Here is a 19,052-nt window from a genome sequence, read left to right on the forward strand (position 1 = left end):
ATTTAATTTTGTACTTCTAAACTGCAATATTATAAACAAAAATATTTAATATCCTTATATTATGGTTTTTTATTCGAAATATTCCATTGTCGCATTTTGTGGGTCCAACAAGGCTGACATGGAACGTGGAAACTTTTCATATCTTCAGGGCTATGGTTTCCATTTTTAAGATTTATGAAAATAAAAAGTAATTAAAATGAAACCACTTTCAAATGGAGTGGTTTATGCCTGTCGAATTCATTGGTTACGTCAGTGCGCGTGAACAGACAGAAACTCTGGACCTTCCTGGGCCTGCTGTTGATCCCGCATACATTGCTGCCACGGCGTTGCTTCATGAGCGTGCCGGTTTTGACAGGGCATTGGTTGCGTTCCATTCAACCTCTCCTGATAGCGTTCTGATTGCCCAACATGCAGCATCCGTAACATCCAGGTTGGGACTGCTCATTGCGCATCGTCCGGGTTTTACAGCCCCCACATTGGCCGCAAGACAGTTTGCAACACTGGATCACCTCAGTAGAGGACGCGTAGCTGTCCACATCATAACGGGCGGGAATGATCGCGAACTCGAAGCTGATGGAGACCATCTGTCGAAACCAGAGCGCTATCAACGAACTGCGGAATATCTGAAAATTCTTCGCCGCGAATGGGCGGGGGGATCACCTTTTGATCATGATGGAGAATTCTATCGTCTGCGTGGCGCCTCTTCGGCTGTGCTACCTTACCAGTCGAACGGCATCCCCTTATATTTGGGTGGAGCCTCCGAGGAGGCGATCAAGGTCGCAAGCGAACTCGCCGACGGATATGCCTTATGGGGAGAGCCCCTGGCCAGTGCTGCAGAACTCGTTGGAAAAGTACGCGCAGCTGGCCAGAAATATAATCGTTCTTTGCGGTTCTCCATTTCGTTTCGTCCAATCATTGCAGATACGGAAGAAGAAGCATGGGAACGCGCTGCGGTCATTCAGACGCAGATTGAAAAAAGACAGGCAACCATTCTGCCAACACAAAGCGGAATAGCCCTTGACCACGCAGGCGCACGCCCAACGGCCGACACCCTTCCAACAAATGAAGGGTCCCGGCGACTACAGGCGATTGCTGCGAAATCTGCACGACATGACGAACGCCTCTGGACGGGTGTGACGCAGGTTACTGGCGGTCGGTGGAATTCCACGTCTTTGGTCGGAACGGCGGAACAGGTCGCCCAGAGTTTACTCGAATACTATCGTCTCGGGATTGAGACCTTTCTCATCAGGGGTTTTGACCCCCTGACGGATGCCATTCGGTATGGCCGAGATCTCATTCCCAGGGTCCGATCTCTGGTGGAGCAGGAAGACAGACTCCGTCGCACCTCAGGCTGAAACTTCAAATCTTTCAAGGATATACTTATCATGCGGCGTTTTAGCCTGCGCGCTCTTCTGCTTGTTACTTTGCCCGATCTGTCGTCAGCCGCGACGATCCATCACGCTCTACGGAAACAGGTACAAACACATAATCATTCGACCATTCCCCCCATAGCGAGTGCGTCGCCACAGCGGGCTGTGCCGCATGATATTCGAAGTCAGACACAGGAATCCGTGACGGTTCATGTCACACGTCATGCGCCCAAGTTGGCGCGTAAAGTCCCTCTGGGGGCATTCGGGACCAGATCTGAGTTCGATACGCCTTTTTCAGTCAGCACAATCTCTGCCGATCGAATTGAACAGATGCAGGCTTCGGATATCAATGACGTCATGCGGTATGAGCCAGGGGTCCAGGCGAATTCAAACGGCTCCTCCACGGCGTCCGGGTCCAGCGTCAGAGTTCGTGGCCTCAACCTGGACTGGACGAATGGTTACAAGATTGATGGTCTGGCCATTCCCTACTGGTACATTGACCTACCGTTGGCCAATTTTGATCATATTCAGGTGATCAAGGGTGCTTCAGCATTCATGTACGGGTTTGGCTCACCAGGCGGTGTGCTTGATTACCAGTTGAAAGCTCCGGTTGAGACACGAAAGCTGACGCTTGAAGCAGGTTATCGCTCCGATGCGGTGTTTCGGCAGATGCTGGATGTTGGAGGGTCTCTCGACAATGCCCATCGCATACAGACGCGATTTGTTTTCGCCAGCGAAGTCGGAAACCAGGTGAATGACAGCTTCCTACGCAATCTGTCCTTGTCTTTCACAACTAATGTCCGGATTACGAATAATCTGCACTGGCATTTCAACACGTTCTATCTGAATACCCTTCAGAAAGGGATGGTGAATACGATTGCCTCTGCCAACGGGGTCGGAGCCGTACGGACGATGAGCGGTCGCGAGGCATTTGGCGCCAAAGACTCTTGGAAAACCAATGACATGAAGCGCTTTAGTACGGGCTTCGACTGGGATTTTTCCCGGAACTGGAGCGCTCATCTAACATACGGCTACACCCATCTCGATGAAAAATTCCCGTCCAACCAACTGACGTTTACGGGAACAGACGGCGATTATATGAGCCGCGCTTTCGAGATGGTGCGTGTGCTGACTTACCATCAAGTGGATGCGACCACTCAGGGACACTTCGAGACAGGGCCACTCCATCATGATGTAATTGCCGGCATCACCTGGCTGCGGCAGATGTTTGATGCAGATGCCAATTCAGGGGCTAAAAATCCTGTTGAATACGGCAATATCTTCCGTGATCGCCCTACATTGACGAGCGCAAGCAACTTTAATCCTCGCATGTATCGCTACATTGATTACCAGCAGGTCGCTCCGTTCTGGAGCGACACAATCACTTATCATCGCTGGTCTCTCATGGCAGGAGGGCGATATACGAACTATCTGGAAAACGATTTTTCGACGTCAGGCCAGCAAACAGCCGCCCACAGAAATAATCCCGTCACGCCATTGGTGTCTCTCAGCTACAAAATCACCCCGGAGATAAACACCTATTTTAGCTGGGTGCAGGCCATGCAATCTGGAGGGCAGGCGGGGGCCTCCAACGTCAATTATATGCAGGTTTTCGGGCCAATCCGTAGTGACGAGTATGAGCTAGGAGTAAAAATACAGAAGAAAGCATGGAATGGAACGCTCGCAGTGTTCCGCATGGACACGGGAGCGGCTTACACCAACGCCCAGAATTATTATGTTCAGGACGGACTGTCCCGCTATCAGGGGGTTGAAGCCGCTGGCTCCTGGTTGGTAACGCGCAATCTGAATATCAACGGCAGTATTGCGTATCTGGATGCGCGATATGTTCAAGCCACCGCAGGCTACCAAGGGCATAAACTGGAAGCTGTTGCTCCATTTCAAGCCGCATTCAATACGGAATATCGCCTGGAAGCCATCAAAGGCCTAAGCGTCAACGCAGGCTTCAATTACGTTTCCCGGAGTTGGTTAGATGCGGCAAACACGATTAGGCTACCGTCTTATATTGTGGGGAATATAGGTGCCGCTTACAGCACAAAAATTGGCAATCACCATGTAGTTTTAAGGGCAACAGTAGAAAATATAGGAAATGTTCGTTATTGGCTCAGTCGTGGGAACAGAAATTTATTTCCGGGAGCGCCCAGAACAATTTCTCTTAATGCTCGCTTTGATCTCTAAGTTCTGGCTTTATAAAAGACACATAACGAATGACACATCGCGAAATGATAGGGCGCCTGCTGCCATAAAGACGCTGGAAAAAGCCTCTCCAGATCCGTGACACCACGGAGATTTATGCTGCAGGTGCCTTTAGCGAGCCTGGTCAGTTGCCCTGAGCCCTTTTGATTGCCGTGCCTTTTGAGCGCTACGACAGGATCTGGCCCGAGACGAGAGTGCTAATGTCAATGCCGAGCAATTGTAATTCATCACAATCCCAGAAGATTCTCTTGCCTACCCGACACTTCATAGATTTCTGCCGCTATTTTTGCATACGCAAGCTGACCCAATAGCACCGTCCTGCTTGTTAAATTGGGTACTGTCTTTTAGGGGAAGATAAATACCTCCGAGTGCATGAAAGAGTTTCGACACCGTGCCGCCCGTCAGAGGAAGTCAGGCGTAAGGGCATTCTTGGAGATCAACTCACTGGCTTCGGCTGCGCACCACACAGCATTCATAACTGATTCTTTCAAAGGGCGGTGCATGATGAGATATCTTGACCAGATTATGACCCGCCACACGCGAAGCATGCCATATTGAGATCACACTGGAACTCAGAAGTTCAGCGCGAGGGAAACTCTATTGCTCTTCTCAAATAAAAGTGGAAAAAATGTCTTCAGATCATCGGAGGTCATATGAAAAAAATAGTTGGAGCACTCATCGGCGCAGCCTTCATCTCGTTCTGTATCAAACAAATTCCTTCGTATCTCATTGCGGAATTTGCAGAGGAAGCAACAGCGAATATCCTTGAATGGTGCATGATTGTAAAACACCGCCTCACCCCAAAGGGGGCGAAATAGAAGCTCTACGACTTCCATTCGCGCAAAAGAGGCGGGGAAACGCCCTCTGGAATGATGGCAAGACTGGCACTCACCTTAGACCACACGGCCAATAAAATCCGGCTAACTGTACGATTGCTGTAAGTGTAGACCAGATTAAGCTTAGGTCACGTTGACAAAATACTTGTCGGTCTGAGGCAATATCTGATTCACTGGTTTCCTCAGTAAAGGCAGGGTAGTAAAGGGGTATGGCCCGAGGCGATCAACGTTATTGGTACGCTTCTGCCTCCTGAGGGCGAACGGTTGAGCATGACCCGCGGGAGATAACCGCCGGTTTCTCAATGGTATGCTGCATGACTTGCGCGTCGTTTGTCCGTGGCGAGACATGCATGAACGCTACGGCAAGTGGAACTTCGTGTATGCCCAGTTTTGTCATTGAGCCGTCTGGAGGCGCTCTATTGCAAACCTGTATGGATCTGAGGCTGGCTGATGACTGGGCAGCATACGGTCGACAGCACGGTGGTGCCGGCCCCATTCATAGGCCACAGACGCAAAAGCGGGGCCCATACGGAAGCATTTAGTCGCCCACGCAAAGGGGCCGAAGTGCCGCCTCAGAAAGCAGACTGGTAGCCCTACCGCAACCGCATCCAGCGGATGTTCAACAGACACAAGCAGATGCGCCGTATCGCAATCCGCTACGACAAAACTGCCCTGTCGTTCATGAACTTCCTCGGCCTCGCCGCCGCAAGGCTCGGGGCTGAGCATTTTGTCAACGTGACCTAGTCAGGCAACGACAAGGCTACGTTGGCGCTCGGGATGTCCAGAAATCAGTACAAGGGGAACAGCATAAAATTCGCGATATTCCCTTTCGAAGCCCAAAAGAAAGTGGCCGCATATTTCATTTTTTAGACCTAGTCCTCTCCATATGACATGATAAAACTTAATTGTAAGAAAAAGATACGAATCGTTATAAAATACTGGAGAGAATATGATTGCCCCAGATGGTGACTCAGAAGAAACAATGACTACAAATCATCCAGAAAAATTAGATATAGCGATAGAAAAAGAAACCGAGGCAGGAATACTAAAAAAATTAATCGACGAAACCGTATGGCTTTACGGGACTTCATCCGGGCATATTTTCGGTTCTTTTTTCAAATTTAATGAAAATGGCACCATCACGGGTTATCAGCACCCGATTGAAACATCTTGGGGAATAAAAAACGGAAAAATTGCTATTTTTAGCGACCGTGGTGAGACAAGCATTCTTTTAGACGTTCTTATAGAAAGCGGATCTATAGTAGAGCTTTCTGGAAAATTTTTGTTGCATGACGAAGGTAACGAATTAAGAGTATTCAGAAAATCCGAACACATCGTGAATCATTATCCTGTAATGATATCATGGACAAAAGAAATGGAAGATTTCTGTTTTGAGAAAAGGATATTTTTGGCGCCAGGATTTAATATTCGTGGTGTAATACCTTTTGGATCAAGCATTAGGTTTGATCATAAAATTCTTGTAGAGCCCTATGCTTCTCTTCCACGAGACGGCTTTTGCAGTATGGGAGCATTTTCTTACACCGAAAGTAAACTTGCGCAGAACTTCGTTATAGGACGATATTGCAGCATAGCTGAGCGTGTTCGTCGAATGGGGGACGATCATCCGTCCAAGCGTTTGACTACAAGTACTTTTACATATGGTAATATCTGGGAAAAACTTGCTCGAGAGGACTTCGGAGCGGATTTTAAAATAGAAGACTACCCTGTTGAGCATCCCATTTGTGCTAGAATTGAAAACGATGTTTGGATAGGTTCGGGCGTATCAATTAGAGACGGTGTGACGATTGGGACAGGGGCAATTGTTGCCTCCGGAGCAGTGGTTACAAGGGATGTTCCTCCTTACGCAGTCGTTGGGGGTGTTCCTGCTAGAATTATTAAGATGCGTTTCTCAGATGCACTGATTGAACGTCTCCTCGCTTCCAAGTGGTGGGAATATAAATTTACCGATATTCCTGCATGTTGGTCCGATGTCCCGCGGACCTTAGACGAATTGGAAGAAAAAATAGTTAAAGGCGAAATCGGAAAATTTCTTCCTGAGAAAATCGATTTGGTAAGTGAATTTGTACGTATATCATTAGCCTGATGGCTTATTGACCTAGCTTCGACTTGTTGGATAACGCAATCATAGTGAAAAACGTTGTCCAATAAGCATAGAGTTGCGATAATCCTCGCGTGATCTTCCTTTATCTCGTCGTGGCGGCGGCCTGATGCTTCTTCTGGGTGGAAGGGGAGGCTTTGCCGGTACCTGCTTTTCTCGCTGTAGCCACACGTACGATGACGTCATTTTTCATCATGTAGAATACGGTTCTGACTATTGGATAAGCACTGTTCTGTTGGCTGTAGCATTCTTCATTGCCTTACACCATTCGCCGATACCGCGCGGAAAAGACGGATCGGTTCCTAAATGGTGTTCGGTTCGATTATCGAGACTGACTCAATAGGGGATTAATAACCTTCTGTTCTGCCTGTTCCATCTTCGTCAAGCGACGATTGGCGAAGGCGTGATTGGAAAGGTGATTAAAACCGTGGAATAGGGCGCCAGAAACTGCTCCAACACCAGTTCCTCCTTCATGCACCCCAGCAAGACCTCCTGCGGTGCTAAGAACAGCACCCGCATTCCCGCCTCGGATTTCCTTTTGGCGCTGCGTCATCCCTGCCTTGAAGGTCTTCGACCCTAGGGAGCCACTCGCGTCTCGCATGGTGCGCTCTGCAAGCATGTCACGGTATAGCATCCGAATGCGCGCTTCCGGCTTAGGCGTAACGGCGTCTGTTCCCTTGGTCGCAACCGAAACCTCATTCTTGTCGATCTGCTTGATGAGGTTCTTGAGCGTCCTGTAATTCACGCTCTCGCCCGTTGGTGCATTTGTCGAAGGCTGCATCAGGCCGCACGACTGAAGAAAGCGCAGGCTGTCGAGAGTGCCTGAGCGCTGCGAATATCCAGCCAGATAGTCATGAAAGCCGGGCGCACTCTGGTCGATATGGTGTGCAAGGTCATCCATGAAGGGAGAGAGGCGGGCAGCCGCTGCACGCATATGACCGTCTTCACCGGCCGCAGCTTTCTGAAGGCCATAACCGATAGCCTTGCGGACATTCCAAAGATCGGACGGATTGGCCCACCGAACAGGGTCTTTCGGCTCATTCCAAAGGGTATGTGTTGGCGACGGATTTTCTTTGGCGAAGGTCACATCCTCAAGTGCCTTCTTGGCTTTCATGATGGCCTGACGAACCGGCTCATTGCCTTTGTTGGCAGAGATATGGCTATCCAGTATCGAATGAAGCGCGCCCACTGGCACGGCTTCCTCGTTCTCAAAAGCCTTGGTTCGCTGTGCCTCTTCGAAGGCTGAACGCTCAGTTTCCAGGTTGTGGATCTGCTCCGGCGTGCCAATCGTCTCCCGCAGGTGCTGCGTGTAGGCATGGTCATTGGCGCTATCGAGCGTCCTAAAAGCATCCGGGTAAAGATCGCGCAGGTTGTTTTCCAGCCCCGCCATTTTGGCATCCTGAGTGCGCACCGCAGTCGTGTGGAAGACACCTGGAACCTGCGCCTGATACAGCCGAGTGCCGTCCTCACTCGTGAAGGCCTTCATGATGGCATCTGCGGCTTTCTCCGGGTCACTGAACGCACCAACCTTGGAGATAGCCTTTATCTGGGCTTTCTCTTCCGCCTTCTGCGCCGAAGTGCTGGCGGGCCGCCCAATTTCTGTAGGCGCTTCTTCTGCTCCTCTGGTAGCTGCGCCTTGTGGGTCCAGATAATCCCCCGCACGGCGGAGTGCCGCAGACGCCCGATCCGTGACAGGTGAAAGGACCTTACTCCCGAGCTTTCCAGCCCGCACCGAGGCCAAGCGTCAGGGCTGTCACGTCTTTCCAGTCTCCGCCTGCGAGACCGGTCTGCACACCAGCGGCGAGGGCGTTGTTGGCGTACTTCATCGCAGACGGACCTTCGCCAGTCAGCGCATTTGCGACAACACGACCAGCCCTCGTTTCGTCAAGTGCCGCAGCAGCAGGGCGCACGACACGACCGCCAAGCGCCGTTGCCAATCCTGCGCCAAGCATGGTCCCGGCTGCATCCGTATAAGGTGCGCCATAGTCGCTCTTACGCGCCGCTTCGTCGCCGTCTTCCTTGGAGGCAACCCAGTCGCCAACGTCATGCGCCGCACGTGAAACCGGATTGTCCATGTGATGGCCAAGAGACGTAGCCCAGTTCACAAGGTGAGGGACGCCAACACCGAACGTCCGGTCGATCTCCCGTCCTGCGGAGTTCACCGTGTCATTGACGAATGTCCAGGCTTCCGTGTTGGCGAGATCGTCCGCACGCACCGCGTTCTGTTCGCGCACGGCCCGCGATGCCCCATATGCGGCAGCCGGGTCAGCGGCCATTGTAGCACGGGCCTTGGCATAATCTGTACGGCCGTCCGGGCTTGTGGCGCCGAGCAGGGCATTTCCCTGCGCCATATCGGCATCATACTTCGCCTGCTGGATTTTATTACCGAGTAGAGCATTGCGAACACCGATCGCCTGGGTTGCGAACTCAAGCGGATTGGTCTGCTGCGTGAGCGGTGTCGGCAGAGTGCGTTTGTGTTGAAGCCTGCCATTAATAGAACCCTCCGACACCAATTGGCGTGCCGCTTTCAGTCCCCTTATCAGCCTCCGTGAGTGTGCTGGCCGATGCAGGGGAAGCTGTACTCCTGCCGCCCAGAAGGGCATTGTAAAGGCTGTATTGGCTGGCTGTATTTCCAATAGAACTCAGCCCACTGGCCAGCGCATTACCTGCACCAACCGTCGTGGCCATGGCGCCATTCGCGCCTTCCATACGGACCTGAGCCGCATTGTTCGCGGCCATCATGGTGTTGTTGCCCTACTGGTTGAGGGCGTTGTAGCCCTCCTGCGCCAGTGCGTTCGTGTCGTTGAACTGGTTCTGATACGTACTGTCAGCGAGGCCCGAGGCAAAGCCGCCGCACCCTTCTGGGCTGCCCCACTATTCGCCAACCCTCGGGCGGCGGCGCTGTTCGTCGCAGCCTGTTCGCCTTGCTGAAGGTTGAACTTGTATCCAAGAGTGGCCTGAAGCTGGCTTTCTGTCAAACCATTCGACAGCGCGTTGATCGCGGAGTTACCTGCGGACGCATAGTTTCCAAGCAAAGCGTTGGCGGAGGTGGCACTGTCCGTGATCGTCGGCGCGACTTCCTTGACCGTGTTGACGGCAATCTCGCGCGCCTGCTTCTCGGCATTGACCTGCATGGCCGTAGCAGCCACCGTACCAGCAGCGGATAAACCGCCCCCGATAGCGGCTCCTGGATCAAAACAAACCCCCGGCAAGTAATCAGCCTGAGCAGCGGGATGGCGGATCATGGGCGTTTCATCCTGTAATCGGCGGTATTGCGGACAGTCCCGTCCGGCCATGTGATGGGGGTTGTGTTGACGCGCTCAAAGCCAAGCCGAGCCGCGTTGTACCGGGCGCACAGATGCTCTGATTTCATAACCCCAATCAGTTCCTGAACCTCGGGGTGATCCGACCAGAATTCGGAGAGGGATGCTTTGCCACGCATGGCCTGGGCAGCTCCGCAATGGACCTCCCAGACAGACGGCGTGATCGGCAGAAGCATCCCGACTGCATCGCCGTCCCGGTAGAGGATCGCGTTCTCCGGAGGTACAGCGCCCAGGATTTCAGCATCCGTCATCACGACAGGGCGTAACCATTCACGATGCAGACAAGCCCTGCACCCGAGGCGAGCAAGACGTCGCCATTCGTCAGGACAAGGCTCGACAGCTCGGGAAGCAGATCCGTGCCATTGGCCTGGATAGATCGGGACGGTACGACATCCAGAGCCGCGCCGCCTGAGCGCTAGACCTGTATTGTAAACGACACCGCAGCCGTAGTTGGATTGGACAGAACGCCGCTTGTAATGACTGTCGTTCCTGCGCCTGCCGTCAGGACGGATGCAGTGGAAGCGGTCAGGGTTGTTCCAGGCTGAAGGGATTTCGCGACAACGGACATCAGGGCTTCATGATCGCAAAGATCATGCTCTCATCGGGAGATTGTGCCGCCTGAGCGTTACCGCGTGCCGTGACTCAGAGAATAGCGGAATCGTCTGAAAATTCCAATGCTTTTGCTGCCTCGGTGCGAATTGACGTTGCCTGCAAGAGAACCTGTTGGGCCAGTTCAAGTGCAGACTTCGCTTCAGCCAGAGCCGCATTCGCCACGCTTTGCGCCTGCGCAGCAGAGAGAAGGGCAATGTCAGCCTCAAGCGCCGTCCACGCGCTATCCGTTCCGAGCGCATATCCCGTGCGCTCCCAGAGACGACGCAGGAACGCTTTACCCTGCGCAGTCAACGTCCCGTCCTGATTGTAAATTTGGATCGGAAGCGGGCTATTCAGATCCTTGGGCTCTGTGCTCATGACCGTACAGGCTCCAGATCAAGAAAGACGCCCATCAGCGCCGTATTCCCAGGGTCAGTCCATGTCAGCCGGTAAACGCGGTCACGCGCTATTCCGAGACGCCAGAGCGTCGGCCAGCCGTTCCCGCTCGCCCCAAGCGCAACTGTCTGCGCTGCGTTGAAGGTTGCGCCCCTATCATCAGACCAATCCACTTCTATGGACTGAGAAGCGCCACTCTGCATGTCGAGCGTAAGGCGTCGGTGTATGCCTCGCGTCCCGTTTGTCAGCAGGTGAGGGAAGGCGCGCTGGCGCTTAATGGCCATGCCGTTATCGGTGAACGTATCGAGATCAGCCTCATAGATTGTGCCACTCTCGTAATCGCCAGCAAAGACTCTGCCGTAGGCCGAAGCCCAGCAATAAGGACGATACTGGCTCTCATTGCCAGAAGCATCGAGAGAGCATCGTTCATGCCATAGGGTCGTGGAAACGTCATAAACTCACGAAGCCGCTTGCCCTGGGATCATCAGGACATAGAAGATATGGCCTTCCTGCTGATAGACGCTCGCCACAGAGAGAGATCGGGCATATCCTGCAACGCACCCTCAACCGGGAATGTCGAGACAGGAGCCGCAGACTCAACGGCGCCCAGATAGACGCGCGCGTAGCCGTTTCGATCCTGACCCAGCCACATCAGCGCACCATTCGGTGTGCTTTGCGTCGAGGGTATCTTTGCAATCGTGTACGGGCTGATAAGGCCGGCCTCAATCGTAACGCCCGAACTGCGCCGAAACGGAAAATCAGACGCTCCGCTATCGTACCAGATTTCAATTTGCCACCGACCAAAAATCCATATGAACTGACCAATAACGGCCAACCCCATAATCGTACCCAGGCTCGTCGCATCGCTTGCGACATAGAGGCTATCAAATGGTGTCTGGTTCTCGTCAGCAAACTGCGCCGGAGACGTGTACCAGTTCGTTGTGTTCGGGTTCACGAACAGAAAGAACGTGTCCAGAATATCGATGGTCGGCGAGCCGTAAAACGCGTCATCACTGATCTTCACCAAAGCGCCATAGGGGTTGGGAGAGGACGTCACAATCGAGACGGAGGCCGCAGCATCAATGTCTGCCGTCGTGGCCTGCGACAGGCTGAGTGTCGTAATGTCTGCGTCCGGGTCGGCCGTGGACAGGATCGTGAGAACGGTATTTGCCGGCGTATCCGCCGAGGTGGGGGCAGAAAGTTCCATATCGGTGTAACTGGAATTCGCGGCATTGGCTGACATCGCCAGAACGGTTGTACCGGCCGCAATGCCTCCACCAACGATCGCGCAGCCGCCGACGTTAAAGACGACGCTTTGAACGGTAATCGTCTGCGTACCTTCTGCCGCATCTCCAGACACCGTGGCGGACAAGGCAGACGACACGCCCGTGACTGTCGTTCCGTCAGCAATCCCTGTGCCAGACAGGGTGTAAACATAACCCGCAGACAGCGTAAACGCGCTCATAATCGTCAGAGACGACGAGCCTGAACGGATCGCGCTATTCACGGAATAGCTGAATGTGGTCGTGCTGCCTTTTGAGCTCCCTGGGGAAGATGGCATGGAACAGAACCACCCATTTCCTGAGTTTCCATCCACTATGAAAAGGCACGCTCCGTTGTCGCTCATTCGGACAGGTGTTGATCCGGGCGAAATGGTCCCGATTGAGGTCAGTGCGCCGTCCTTGTACAAGCGCGAGACCTGACTGCCCGCGACAACAATCAGATCACCTTGCGTCGTTTGGTAAAGGCATCGGATCGCACCCGTCATCTGGGCAATTTTCCGCAGCCCGGGTGTCAGATAGTAAGCAAACCGGACTGGCTCACCCTCCTCAACAGGAACAGGCTCGCCATACAGGTTCAGGCAGCGTTGTGCCGCCACCGAGACGGCCCGCGCGTCATACGAGCCGCCGGATAGATTGAGGCGTTGCAGGGCCATTACTGGATCGCCTGCAGTGCGACGATTTTGTACTTTCCCGTACTGATGCAGACATACAGGTTCAGATCGTCCGCATGCATTTCACCAGGAGTGCAGGTCGATGATGCGCTCTCTCCCGTGCGGTTTGTATTGATCAGGTTCGATACGACAGCACCGCCACTTTTGTCGATGGATGCCAGCGTTTTGGCTTTTTCATCGAAGTATCGAATGAAAAATCCTGTATCGGTGCTCGTCTGGCGCGTGGCAGAAAATTCGTCGTATCCAGTCGGTGCAGAGCCAACGAAACCCTTCTTCGCATTGACGATCTGGGCCGTCTGGTTGCCCATCTTATCCAGCCAATAGATTGCGTTGCTGCTTTCATCAAATGCCTGCTGGAAAAACCCGGCTTCACCAGCACTGGCTTTGTACTGCTGGATCTGATTGGTCGCCTCACGAATTGAAAGCCCCGTCGTCCAAGGCAACCAGGAACCATCATAAGCGGCATGCATGATGGACAGCGCAACGGAGTTCACGTTCGTGCCCGCAGCGCCGCCACCTGTCAGAAAGAGCCCGGTCGTCCACTGTCCATCGGTCACTGCCGCATTGAAGTTGGTGTCAATCTCGAAGGCCAGACCATGGTTCCCGGAGACGTTTAAAACCCAGTTCTCGACTTCAGTACTGATATCAATCGATGTCGTGCCACCAGATCCCGTATCCGCCCCGACATACCGGCAGGCAATCCAGTTGCGGTTTACGTTCGCGTTCTGACCGTTCGCACGGTTGGGAAGGCATTCAACGCTTTCCGCCACCGTCGCACCCGTATTTGGCTGTGGAATGGCGGCAGGGTCATAGACGGATTTCCGATCCGTCGCGATCAGGTAAGGGTTTGTGTAGGGACTGATGAGTGTCCCGGTTCCAGCATTCGGAACGCCGATCGCATTGCCTGTGATCCGGTTGCCATTCAGTAGCCACGTTCCAATTTCCTTACCCGTGTAGGTGCCGGAATTGAGCGTGTAGCCATACGCTGAATACGGAAAATAGACCGGAAAGCGGTTTGCCGCAGTCGAAAGTGCGTTCTTGATGGCCGTTCCGCTATCCGTCCCGCCTGCGACTGCGCCGTAGTTCACAATGTTGATCTGCTGCCCCAGAAGAGATGCGAGGGACTGCGTGATGCCGCTCGTGGTGGTGATGCTCTGGGCACCATCAAGCGTGCCGCCCGTGATATTTGGAGATTTCAGGGAGCCATTGCTCACGTCAGCCTTGGTCGCCAGGGCTGACTTCATGCCCGTAGGGCCCGAAAGCGTAACGGGCGGCGAGAGCGTCGGAACAGACTGTGCGGATGCAAGGCCTGGTGCGCCGACAAAGAGGGCGAGAGCCAGAATATAACGGGTCATCATAGTCTCTGGATCTCCAAGCCGGGCCAGTAGAATGGGGAATTGACGGGGGTAAGAATTGCTGGAACGCCCAATGTCGGAGCGCGGAAATTGGCCGTTCGGATCGTATTCACGGCCGCACGTGCAAACGTTGCTACGGTGGGAGAGGCTTCCTGTCCATATGATGGAGCCAACCGGGCAGCGAGGCACTACAGCAAGGCGTCCCAGTATTCAGGCGAAAGATTTATGGGGTCTCCTGCCTTTGTGGTCGTGGCGCGGATATCAGCCGGGAATGAATCATCGATGCGGCGGCGTCGGGTGTGTGGGTTCACTGCGTCCTAGACGGCCTTACGTGCCTGGCTCGCCTCGGGAAGCATGTGCCAGTAGTTACCGACCTTCGTGAGCGCAGAGACAACTACCCCCCCAGTTCAGGGCGACGTCATCCTTGCCCCACCGACGATGTGCGACCTAGTAAGCGCGATTCCCGCCATTCTCAAGATAGGTTCAAAGTCCCGCCTGGTAATCACGCGGAAGGCAGCCACAAGCCGGGATATAAAGCTCAGCCATCACTCAGCTTGCGAATGACAATCTGGAAAGGCTGTCCACATTCCGCGTTCTCAAGTGCCACTGTGTCCTTTGGTTTACCGCAAGCGCGGTCGAGCAGGGCATTAGCAGCAGATACGCGCGCATTCAGGTACGGTTGCTTTGCCTACGATCTGTGCCAGCGCTTCGATGGCCGTGAGGGTGTGAGACCGCGCAAGCTCGACAACCTCTTTCAGAGCCTTGGGTCGCCCTGATGGATTGCCGGATTGTCCTTTTTGGAATGGCTTGCCTGCTGGCGGTTTTCTCCGCTTCTTGCCGCTGTTTGCAGTGGGTTCGGTCGTAGTCCCAACCTATCATCAGGCCCCAATCAGCACAAGCGAAACCGGTATCAGGATACCACAATAGATTTCAGAGACCTCATGCTGGGACAGAACACTCTATTTCCTGCTGGAATGAATGCCAATTTGCATAGGGATTTATGGCTCGAAAGTCTTATGGAGTATCGCCGAGTCCGGCGCGGGATTTCAAGGCTTTCGGCATGCAGGAATCTTAGTACAGACGAGGGTGGCTGTACAAGGAGAAAACTGCTGTAATCGTGGATGAATTCATGCCTTTACAGTGAAATGGACGCGTGATGTTAAACGATATTTATAAGCTACCCGGAATATTGAAGACGTGGGATCATAAAGCTCGCTATGCGATTGACGCCGCCCATAAATACGAAGGCTCTCCTTGGCTGGTAAATATTTTCTCAAGCGAGAAATCAAGTGCCGCAGAAGCTGCCAACGAATTAGCCAAAAGGTTCGGCTGTGTGCGTCTCTATGAGTGGGGAAAATACGTCACCGACAAAGGAAATATATCGGCTCCGTGCTGGATCGCCTATTGGTGGAATGACGTGGATTATGTTGGCGACAAGCCAACTGGCTCAGGCTACGGAATTCCTGATGGAAACCTTCAGCCGGTTCCTTACAGCCCAGTTACTCCATAATGACAAAATCAGGCTGGGCGTACGACTGCTGCGATTAGAGTTCCGAAACGGAAAAGTCGGGGCTCAGTAGATCTGGCCCCGACTCACAAGACTAATTTTTAGCTGTGTAGATCATGCTGCTTGCCGCGGAATGAGCTGTATCGGAATTAATAACTGCAATCCCCGGTGCGGAACTCAACGACACATTAGTGGACTTGCTACGGTTATGTGCCGGTTGACTGAGCGTTTTAAGCTCACATCGGGGGACATACGAGACCATGGCAGTGACGCACACAGAAGAATTTCGCCGTGAGGCGGTAAGGATTGCCTTGAGCAGCGGTTTGTCACGGACCCGCGTGGCGGCGGATCTGGGGATTGGAAAATCGACATTGGGACACTGGGTTTCGCAGTATCGGACCGCTGATCTGTCAGTGCCTGAACCGCAGGCCGATCTGGTCCGGGAGAACGAGCGCCTACGCCTGGAGAACCGCGTTCTGCGGGAGGAGAGGGAAATCTTAAAAAAAGCCACACAGTTTTTCGCGAGCCAAAAGATATGAGGTTCGCCTTCATCCGTGAGCATCGTAGCCGTTGGTCGATCGAGAGCCTGTGTCGTGTGCTGCGTGTATCGACACGTGGTTATCGCGCCTGGATTTCCAGACCCGTTTGCCAACGCCAGCGCACCGATTTGAAGGTTCTGGCGCATATCCGTGAGCATTTTGTCCTGAGCAACTCCACCTATGGTCGTCCTCGGATGACCATGGAACTCAAGGAGGCGAGGCTCGATGTCGGCGAACGTCGTGTGGGGCGGCTGATGAAACTCAACGGGATCCGCCCAGTGCGCACCCGTCGCCACAGGGGCACAACTGACAGCCGTCATTCCCTTGGTGTTGCAGCCAATGTTCTGGACGGCGACTTTCTGACCAACGCACCCAACCGAAAATGGGCAGGCGATATCAGCTCTATATGGACCACCGAAGGATGGCTCTACCTCGCCGTGGTCATCGACCTGTTCAGTCGACGCGTCATCGGCTGGGCGGCAAGCGACCGGATGAAAAAAGATCTCGCTATCCGGGCGCTCGATATGGCGGTGCGACTGCGCGATCCATCGCCTGGCTGTATTTTCCACTCTGATCGTGGCAGCCAATATTGCTCACACGATTTCCAGAAGAAACTGACGGAATACAGGACGATGCCATCCATGTCCGGCAGGGGAAACTGCTTCGACAATGCAGCCGTAGAGACCTTCTTCAAGAGCCTGAAGGCCGAACTGCTCTGGCGACAGACATGGCCCACTCGGCAGCAGGCAACCGCCGCCATCTTCCAGTACGTCAACGGCTTCTACAACCCGCGACGGCGCCATTCATATCTCGGCAACATCAGCCCTCTCGCTTTCGAGGCTAAAGCCGCCTAACAGGATCACATACCGGCACAAAACCGTAGCAAGTCCAAGAATGGTAAGTCCTCCAGCGGACCGGAGCGATGGGGTCCGGAACGTTGGACGGCTCGAAAAACGTCTAATAAATCATTGTCTGTAAGTTCTACTGTTCCGGACCAGTCGGCGGCATTGCCGGGCCTCTCATGCGGAACAATTTCAGGCCATACGTCCCGAAGTTTGGCCCACTTGTCTTTATTGTTGTGTTTTATGAGGTTGGTAAGAGCAACGACCTTACCCAGATCCTCATCTACGGGAATGCCTAGCTGCTCGGCATAAGCCTTGATATCGTTGAAACCCCGGGGAGAATTTTTGGTGATATTACTGTCGTACCACCACTCGATAACGGCGCGCTTCCAGTGGTGATAGGCTGCGCTTTCCGCAACTCGTTAAGTGCGTCCGCTGCCATTTCAATGTCAGCCTCCAGATCGTCGGTATTTGACCAAACAATGTGCTGGACATCGTCTTCGTCGACAAAGTCTTCTACTACGACCTCTTCCGGTAGAGACTGCAACTCCTCAATTTTTATATCCCGGTGCGTCCGTAGCCCCTTCAGTCCCGCCTCAGCTGCAATGCACAGGATGTCGAGCCCACTGACGTAACGGATGCGTTGTAGTGGCAACTTAATTTCGGCACGCATTACCGACAGTCTTTTTTGGACCCTTTCGCGTACATCGGAGACTTCAATCTGTCGGCGCCGACTAAGCTGAATGGAATTTGTCATCGTGTTTCTTCTCCTGGGTCCATCAAATCCCATTTTGCAGATCTTGAGTTCGATAGCGCGGCAAAAGCGGAAGAAACTTTCGGAAAACGCCCTCTTTGCGGTCATTACGTATATTACACCGTGATCGGAAAGCAGGCATGCCCGAAAGACCACTGGAACGTTCTGATGGTTTTTGTAAGATACACCATATGATGAAACTCAGTAATTTCGAATACTTGGTATGCTCCTTGTGCCAAAATTCCGGTGTCTACGCAGTATTGTTAGGGTCTGGACTATCTCGGTCAGCAAATATTCCCACGGGCTGGGAAATTACGCTCGAGTTAATCAGGCGCGTCTCATCTTTGAGATGAGGAACATACGCCCGACAATTTTCCCGAATGGTACAAAGATACATTCTGGAAATCTGCCGATTATTCTGATCTGCTCGACATGATCTCTGGATCTGAGGCAGAACGTCGTCAGATTATTCATCAATTTATTGAACCAAAAAGTGATGAAGACCAACGGAGACCTACAGCCGCCCATTATGCAGTAGCTCAATTAGTATATGATGGAATTATAAAAGTTATTATCAGTACAAATTTTGATCGACTAATGGAATTGGCCCTTAAGGAGAAAGGAATTGAACCAACTATAATTTCACATGAGAGCGATATTGAAGGCGCGGAGCCCCTGGTCCACGCTCGATGCACGGTTATAAAGGTTCATGGTGATTATTTAGACACTCGTATCAAAAACACTCCAAACCAATTAGCAACATACTCAAACGAAATGAACACGTTACTAGACAAAATCTTTGACTGGTACGGTCTACTAGTTGTTGGATGGTCTGGAGACTGGGATATCGCGTTACGTGATGCTATTTTGCGCGCACCAGAGCGGCGATACCAACTATATTGGGCGGCCCGAGGAAAGCCGTCTAGCCAAGCACAGTCACTGATTGATAATCGAAGAGGTAAAGTAATTGAAATTACAGATGCAGATTCATTTACGACCCAACTTTTAGATGCTGTTAAAGGGTTGCGGGAAAGTATGGAGCCTCACCCTGATAGTCTCGAAATAAAGATTGCTCTATCAAAAAAATATTGCAGGGATGACTATTATAACCTCGAATGGACCGAGTTATTACAAGGTGAGATTCGAAAGATCATCGATCATATCGAGAAAAATCTTCGAACGGATATCAACGACAAACTTACGTTTAATAAAGCAGTAAAATTCCTTGTGGAAGTATCACATGGAATTAGGA

At 52.7% G+C, this 19,052-nt stretch carries 19 protein-coding genes and 2 pseudogenes; 8 read left to right on the forward strand and 13 right to left on the reverse strand.

Features of this window, described 5'->3' with window-relative positions; genetic code table 11:
- The first annotated feature begins 224 nt into the window (after positions 1–224).
- From ABF979_RS12655 to ABF979_RS12670, 4 genes and pseudogenes are all read left to right on the forward strand, one after another.
- Complete coding sequence (locus ABF979_RS12655; RefSeq protein ID WP_415560216.1) at positions 225–1,355, forward strand: LLM class flavin-dependent oxidoreductase; 1,131 nt, start codon at positions 225–227, stop codon at positions 1,353–1,355.
- A 30-nt stretch (positions 1,356–1,385) separates the two neighbouring features.
- Entirely contained in the window at positions 1,386–3,566 is a 2,181-nt protein-coding gene (locus tag ABF979_RS12660; RefSeq protein WP_415560218.1) for a TonB-dependent siderophore receptor, read from the forward strand.
- Between the two features lie 671 nt (positions 3,567–4,237).
- Positions 4,238–4,402 carry a hypothetical protein gene (locus ABF979_RS12665; protein WP_237390055.1) on the forward strand — a complete coding sequence of 55 codons (165 nt, stop codon included), beginning with the start codon at positions 4,238–4,240 and terminating at the stop codon, positions 4,400–4,402.
- A gap of 313 nt (positions 4,403–4,715) precedes the next feature.
- Positions 4,716–4,820 (forward strand): annotated as a pseudogene (locus ABF979_RS12670) (IS5/IS1182 family transposase); the annotation flags it as partial.
- On the opposite strand, the gene ABF979_RS12675 reads toward ABF979_RS12670, so the two are convergent.
- Entirely contained in the window at positions 4,814–5,146 is a 333-nt protein-coding gene (locus tag ABF979_RS12675; RefSeq protein WP_415560220.1) for a hypothetical protein, read from the reverse strand. The pseudogene ABF979_RS12670 and the gene ABF979_RS12675 overlap by 7 nt on opposite strands.
- A 223-nt stretch (positions 5,147–5,369) precedes the next feature.
- Here ABF979_RS12675 and ABF979_RS12680 point away from each other — a divergent pair, with 223 nt between their 5' ends.
- Positions 5,370–6,524: a CatB-related O-acetyltransferase gene (locus tag ABF979_RS12680; RefSeq protein ID WP_415560222.1), complete on the forward strand. Its 1,155-nt coding sequence runs from the start codon at positions 5,370–5,372 to the stop codon at positions 6,522–6,524.
- A gap of 337 nt (positions 6,525–6,861) precedes the next feature.
- Here the strand turns inward: ABF979_RS12680 and ABF979_RS12685 are convergent, their stop codons facing one another.
- From ABF979_RS12685 to ABF979_RS12735, 11 genes and pseudogenes are all read right to left on the reverse strand, one after another.
- Positions 6,862–8,280: a hypothetical protein gene (locus ABF979_RS12685; protein WP_415560224.1), complete on the reverse strand. Its 1,419-nt coding sequence runs from the start codon at positions 8,278–8,280 to the stop codon at positions 6,862–6,864.
- Positions 8,246–9,049 (reverse strand): hypothetical protein, encoded by an 804-nt coding sequence (locus ABF979_RS12690; RefSeq protein WP_415560226.1) that lies wholly within the window; start codon positions 9,047–9,049, stop codon positions 8,246–8,248. The genes ABF979_RS12685 and ABF979_RS12690 overlap by 35 nt, the downstream gene beginning before the upstream one ends.
- Positions 9,030–9,281, reverse strand: coding sequence for a hypothetical protein (locus ABF979_RS12695; protein ID WP_202208222.1), 252 nt, complete (start codon positions 9,279–9,281; stop codon positions 9,030–9,032). Before ABF979_RS12695 ends, ABF979_RS12690 begins: the two co-directional genes overlap by 20 nt.
- Complete coding sequence (locus ABF979_RS12700; protein ID WP_415560227.1) at positions 9,278–9,784, reverse strand: hypothetical protein; 507 nt, start codon at positions 9,782–9,784, stop codon at positions 9,278–9,280. The genes ABF979_RS12695 and ABF979_RS12700 overlap by 4 nt, the downstream gene beginning before the upstream one ends.
- The gene (locus ABF979_RS12705; protein ID WP_415560229.1) at positions 9,781–10,116 is read right to left on the reverse strand and encodes a hypothetical protein; all 336 of its coding nucleotides are present in this window, start codon (positions 10,114–10,116) and stop codon (positions 9,781–9,783) included. The genes ABF979_RS12700 and ABF979_RS12705 overlap by 4 nt, the downstream gene beginning before the upstream one ends.
- A 161-nt stretch (positions 10,117–10,277) precedes the next feature.
- On the reverse strand, positions 10,278–10,430 hold the full coding sequence (locus ABF979_RS12710; protein ID WP_202208219.1) for a hypothetical protein: 153 nt from the start codon (positions 10,428–10,430) through the stop codon (positions 10,278–10,280).
- A 74-nt stretch (positions 10,431–10,504) separates the two neighbouring features.
- The gene (locus ABF979_RS12715; protein ID WP_202208218.1) at positions 10,505–10,831 is read right to left on the reverse strand and encodes a hypothetical protein; all 327 of its coding nucleotides are present in this window, start codon (positions 10,829–10,831) and stop codon (positions 10,505–10,507) included.
- Positions 10,828–11,133: a hypothetical protein gene (locus tag ABF979_RS12720; RefSeq protein WP_415560231.1), complete on the reverse strand. Its 306-nt coding sequence runs from the start codon at positions 11,131–11,133 to the stop codon at positions 10,828–10,830. Before ABF979_RS12720 ends, ABF979_RS12715 begins: the two co-directional genes overlap by 4 nt.
- Before the next feature lie 200 nt (positions 11,134–11,333).
- Positions 11,334–12,785, reverse strand: a complete 1,452-nt coding sequence (locus tag ABF979_RS12725) for a hypothetical protein (protein WP_415560233.1) — start codon at positions 12,783–12,785, stop codon at positions 11,334–11,336.
- Positions 12,785–14,161, reverse strand: coding sequence for a hypothetical protein (locus ABF979_RS12730; RefSeq protein ID WP_415560235.1), 1,377 nt, complete (start codon positions 14,159–14,161; stop codon positions 12,785–12,787). Before ABF979_RS12730 ends, ABF979_RS12725 begins: the two co-directional genes overlap by 1 nt.
- 644 nt (positions 14,162–14,805) lie before the next feature.
- Positions 14,806–14,955, reverse strand: a pseudogene (locus tag ABF979_RS12735) (DUF5681 domain-containing protein); the annotation flags it as partial.
- Between the two features lie 359 nt (positions 14,956–15,314).
- On the opposite strand from ABF979_RS12735, the gene ABF979_RS12740 reads away from it, so the two are divergent.
- Complete coding sequence (locus tag ABF979_RS12740; protein WP_415560237.1) at positions 15,315–15,668, forward strand: hypothetical protein; 354 nt, start codon at positions 15,315–15,317, stop codon at positions 15,666–15,668.
- Between the two features lie 257 nt (positions 15,669–15,925).
- A protein-coding gene (locus tag ABF979_RS12745; protein WP_415560239.1) for an IS3 family transposase occupies positions 15,926–17,058 on the forward strand; the annotation gives its coding sequence in 2 pieces (ribosomal slippage) (positions 15,926–16,172 and positions 16,172–17,058; 1,134 coding nt in all).
- 283 nt (positions 17,059–17,341) lie between these two features.
- Here ABF979_RS12745 and ABF979_RS12750 read toward each other — a convergent pair.
- Complete coding sequence (locus ABF979_RS12750; RefSeq protein WP_415560241.1) at positions 17,342–17,803, reverse strand: hypothetical protein; 462 nt, start codon at positions 17,801–17,803, stop codon at positions 17,342–17,344.
- A gap of 429 nt (positions 17,804–18,232) precedes the next feature.
- On the opposite strand from ABF979_RS12750, the gene ABF979_RS12755 reads away from it, so the two are divergent.
- A partial coding sequence (locus ABF979_RS12755) for an SIR2 family protein (RefSeq protein WP_415560243.1) occupies positions 18,233–19,052 on the forward strand: 820 nt, incomplete at its 3' end.

The sequence above is a fragment of the Gluconobacter sp. genome, assembly GCF_047723935.1.
Taxonomy (GTDB): domain Bacteria; phylum Pseudomonadota; class Alphaproteobacteria; order Acetobacterales; family Acetobacteraceae; genus Gluconobacter.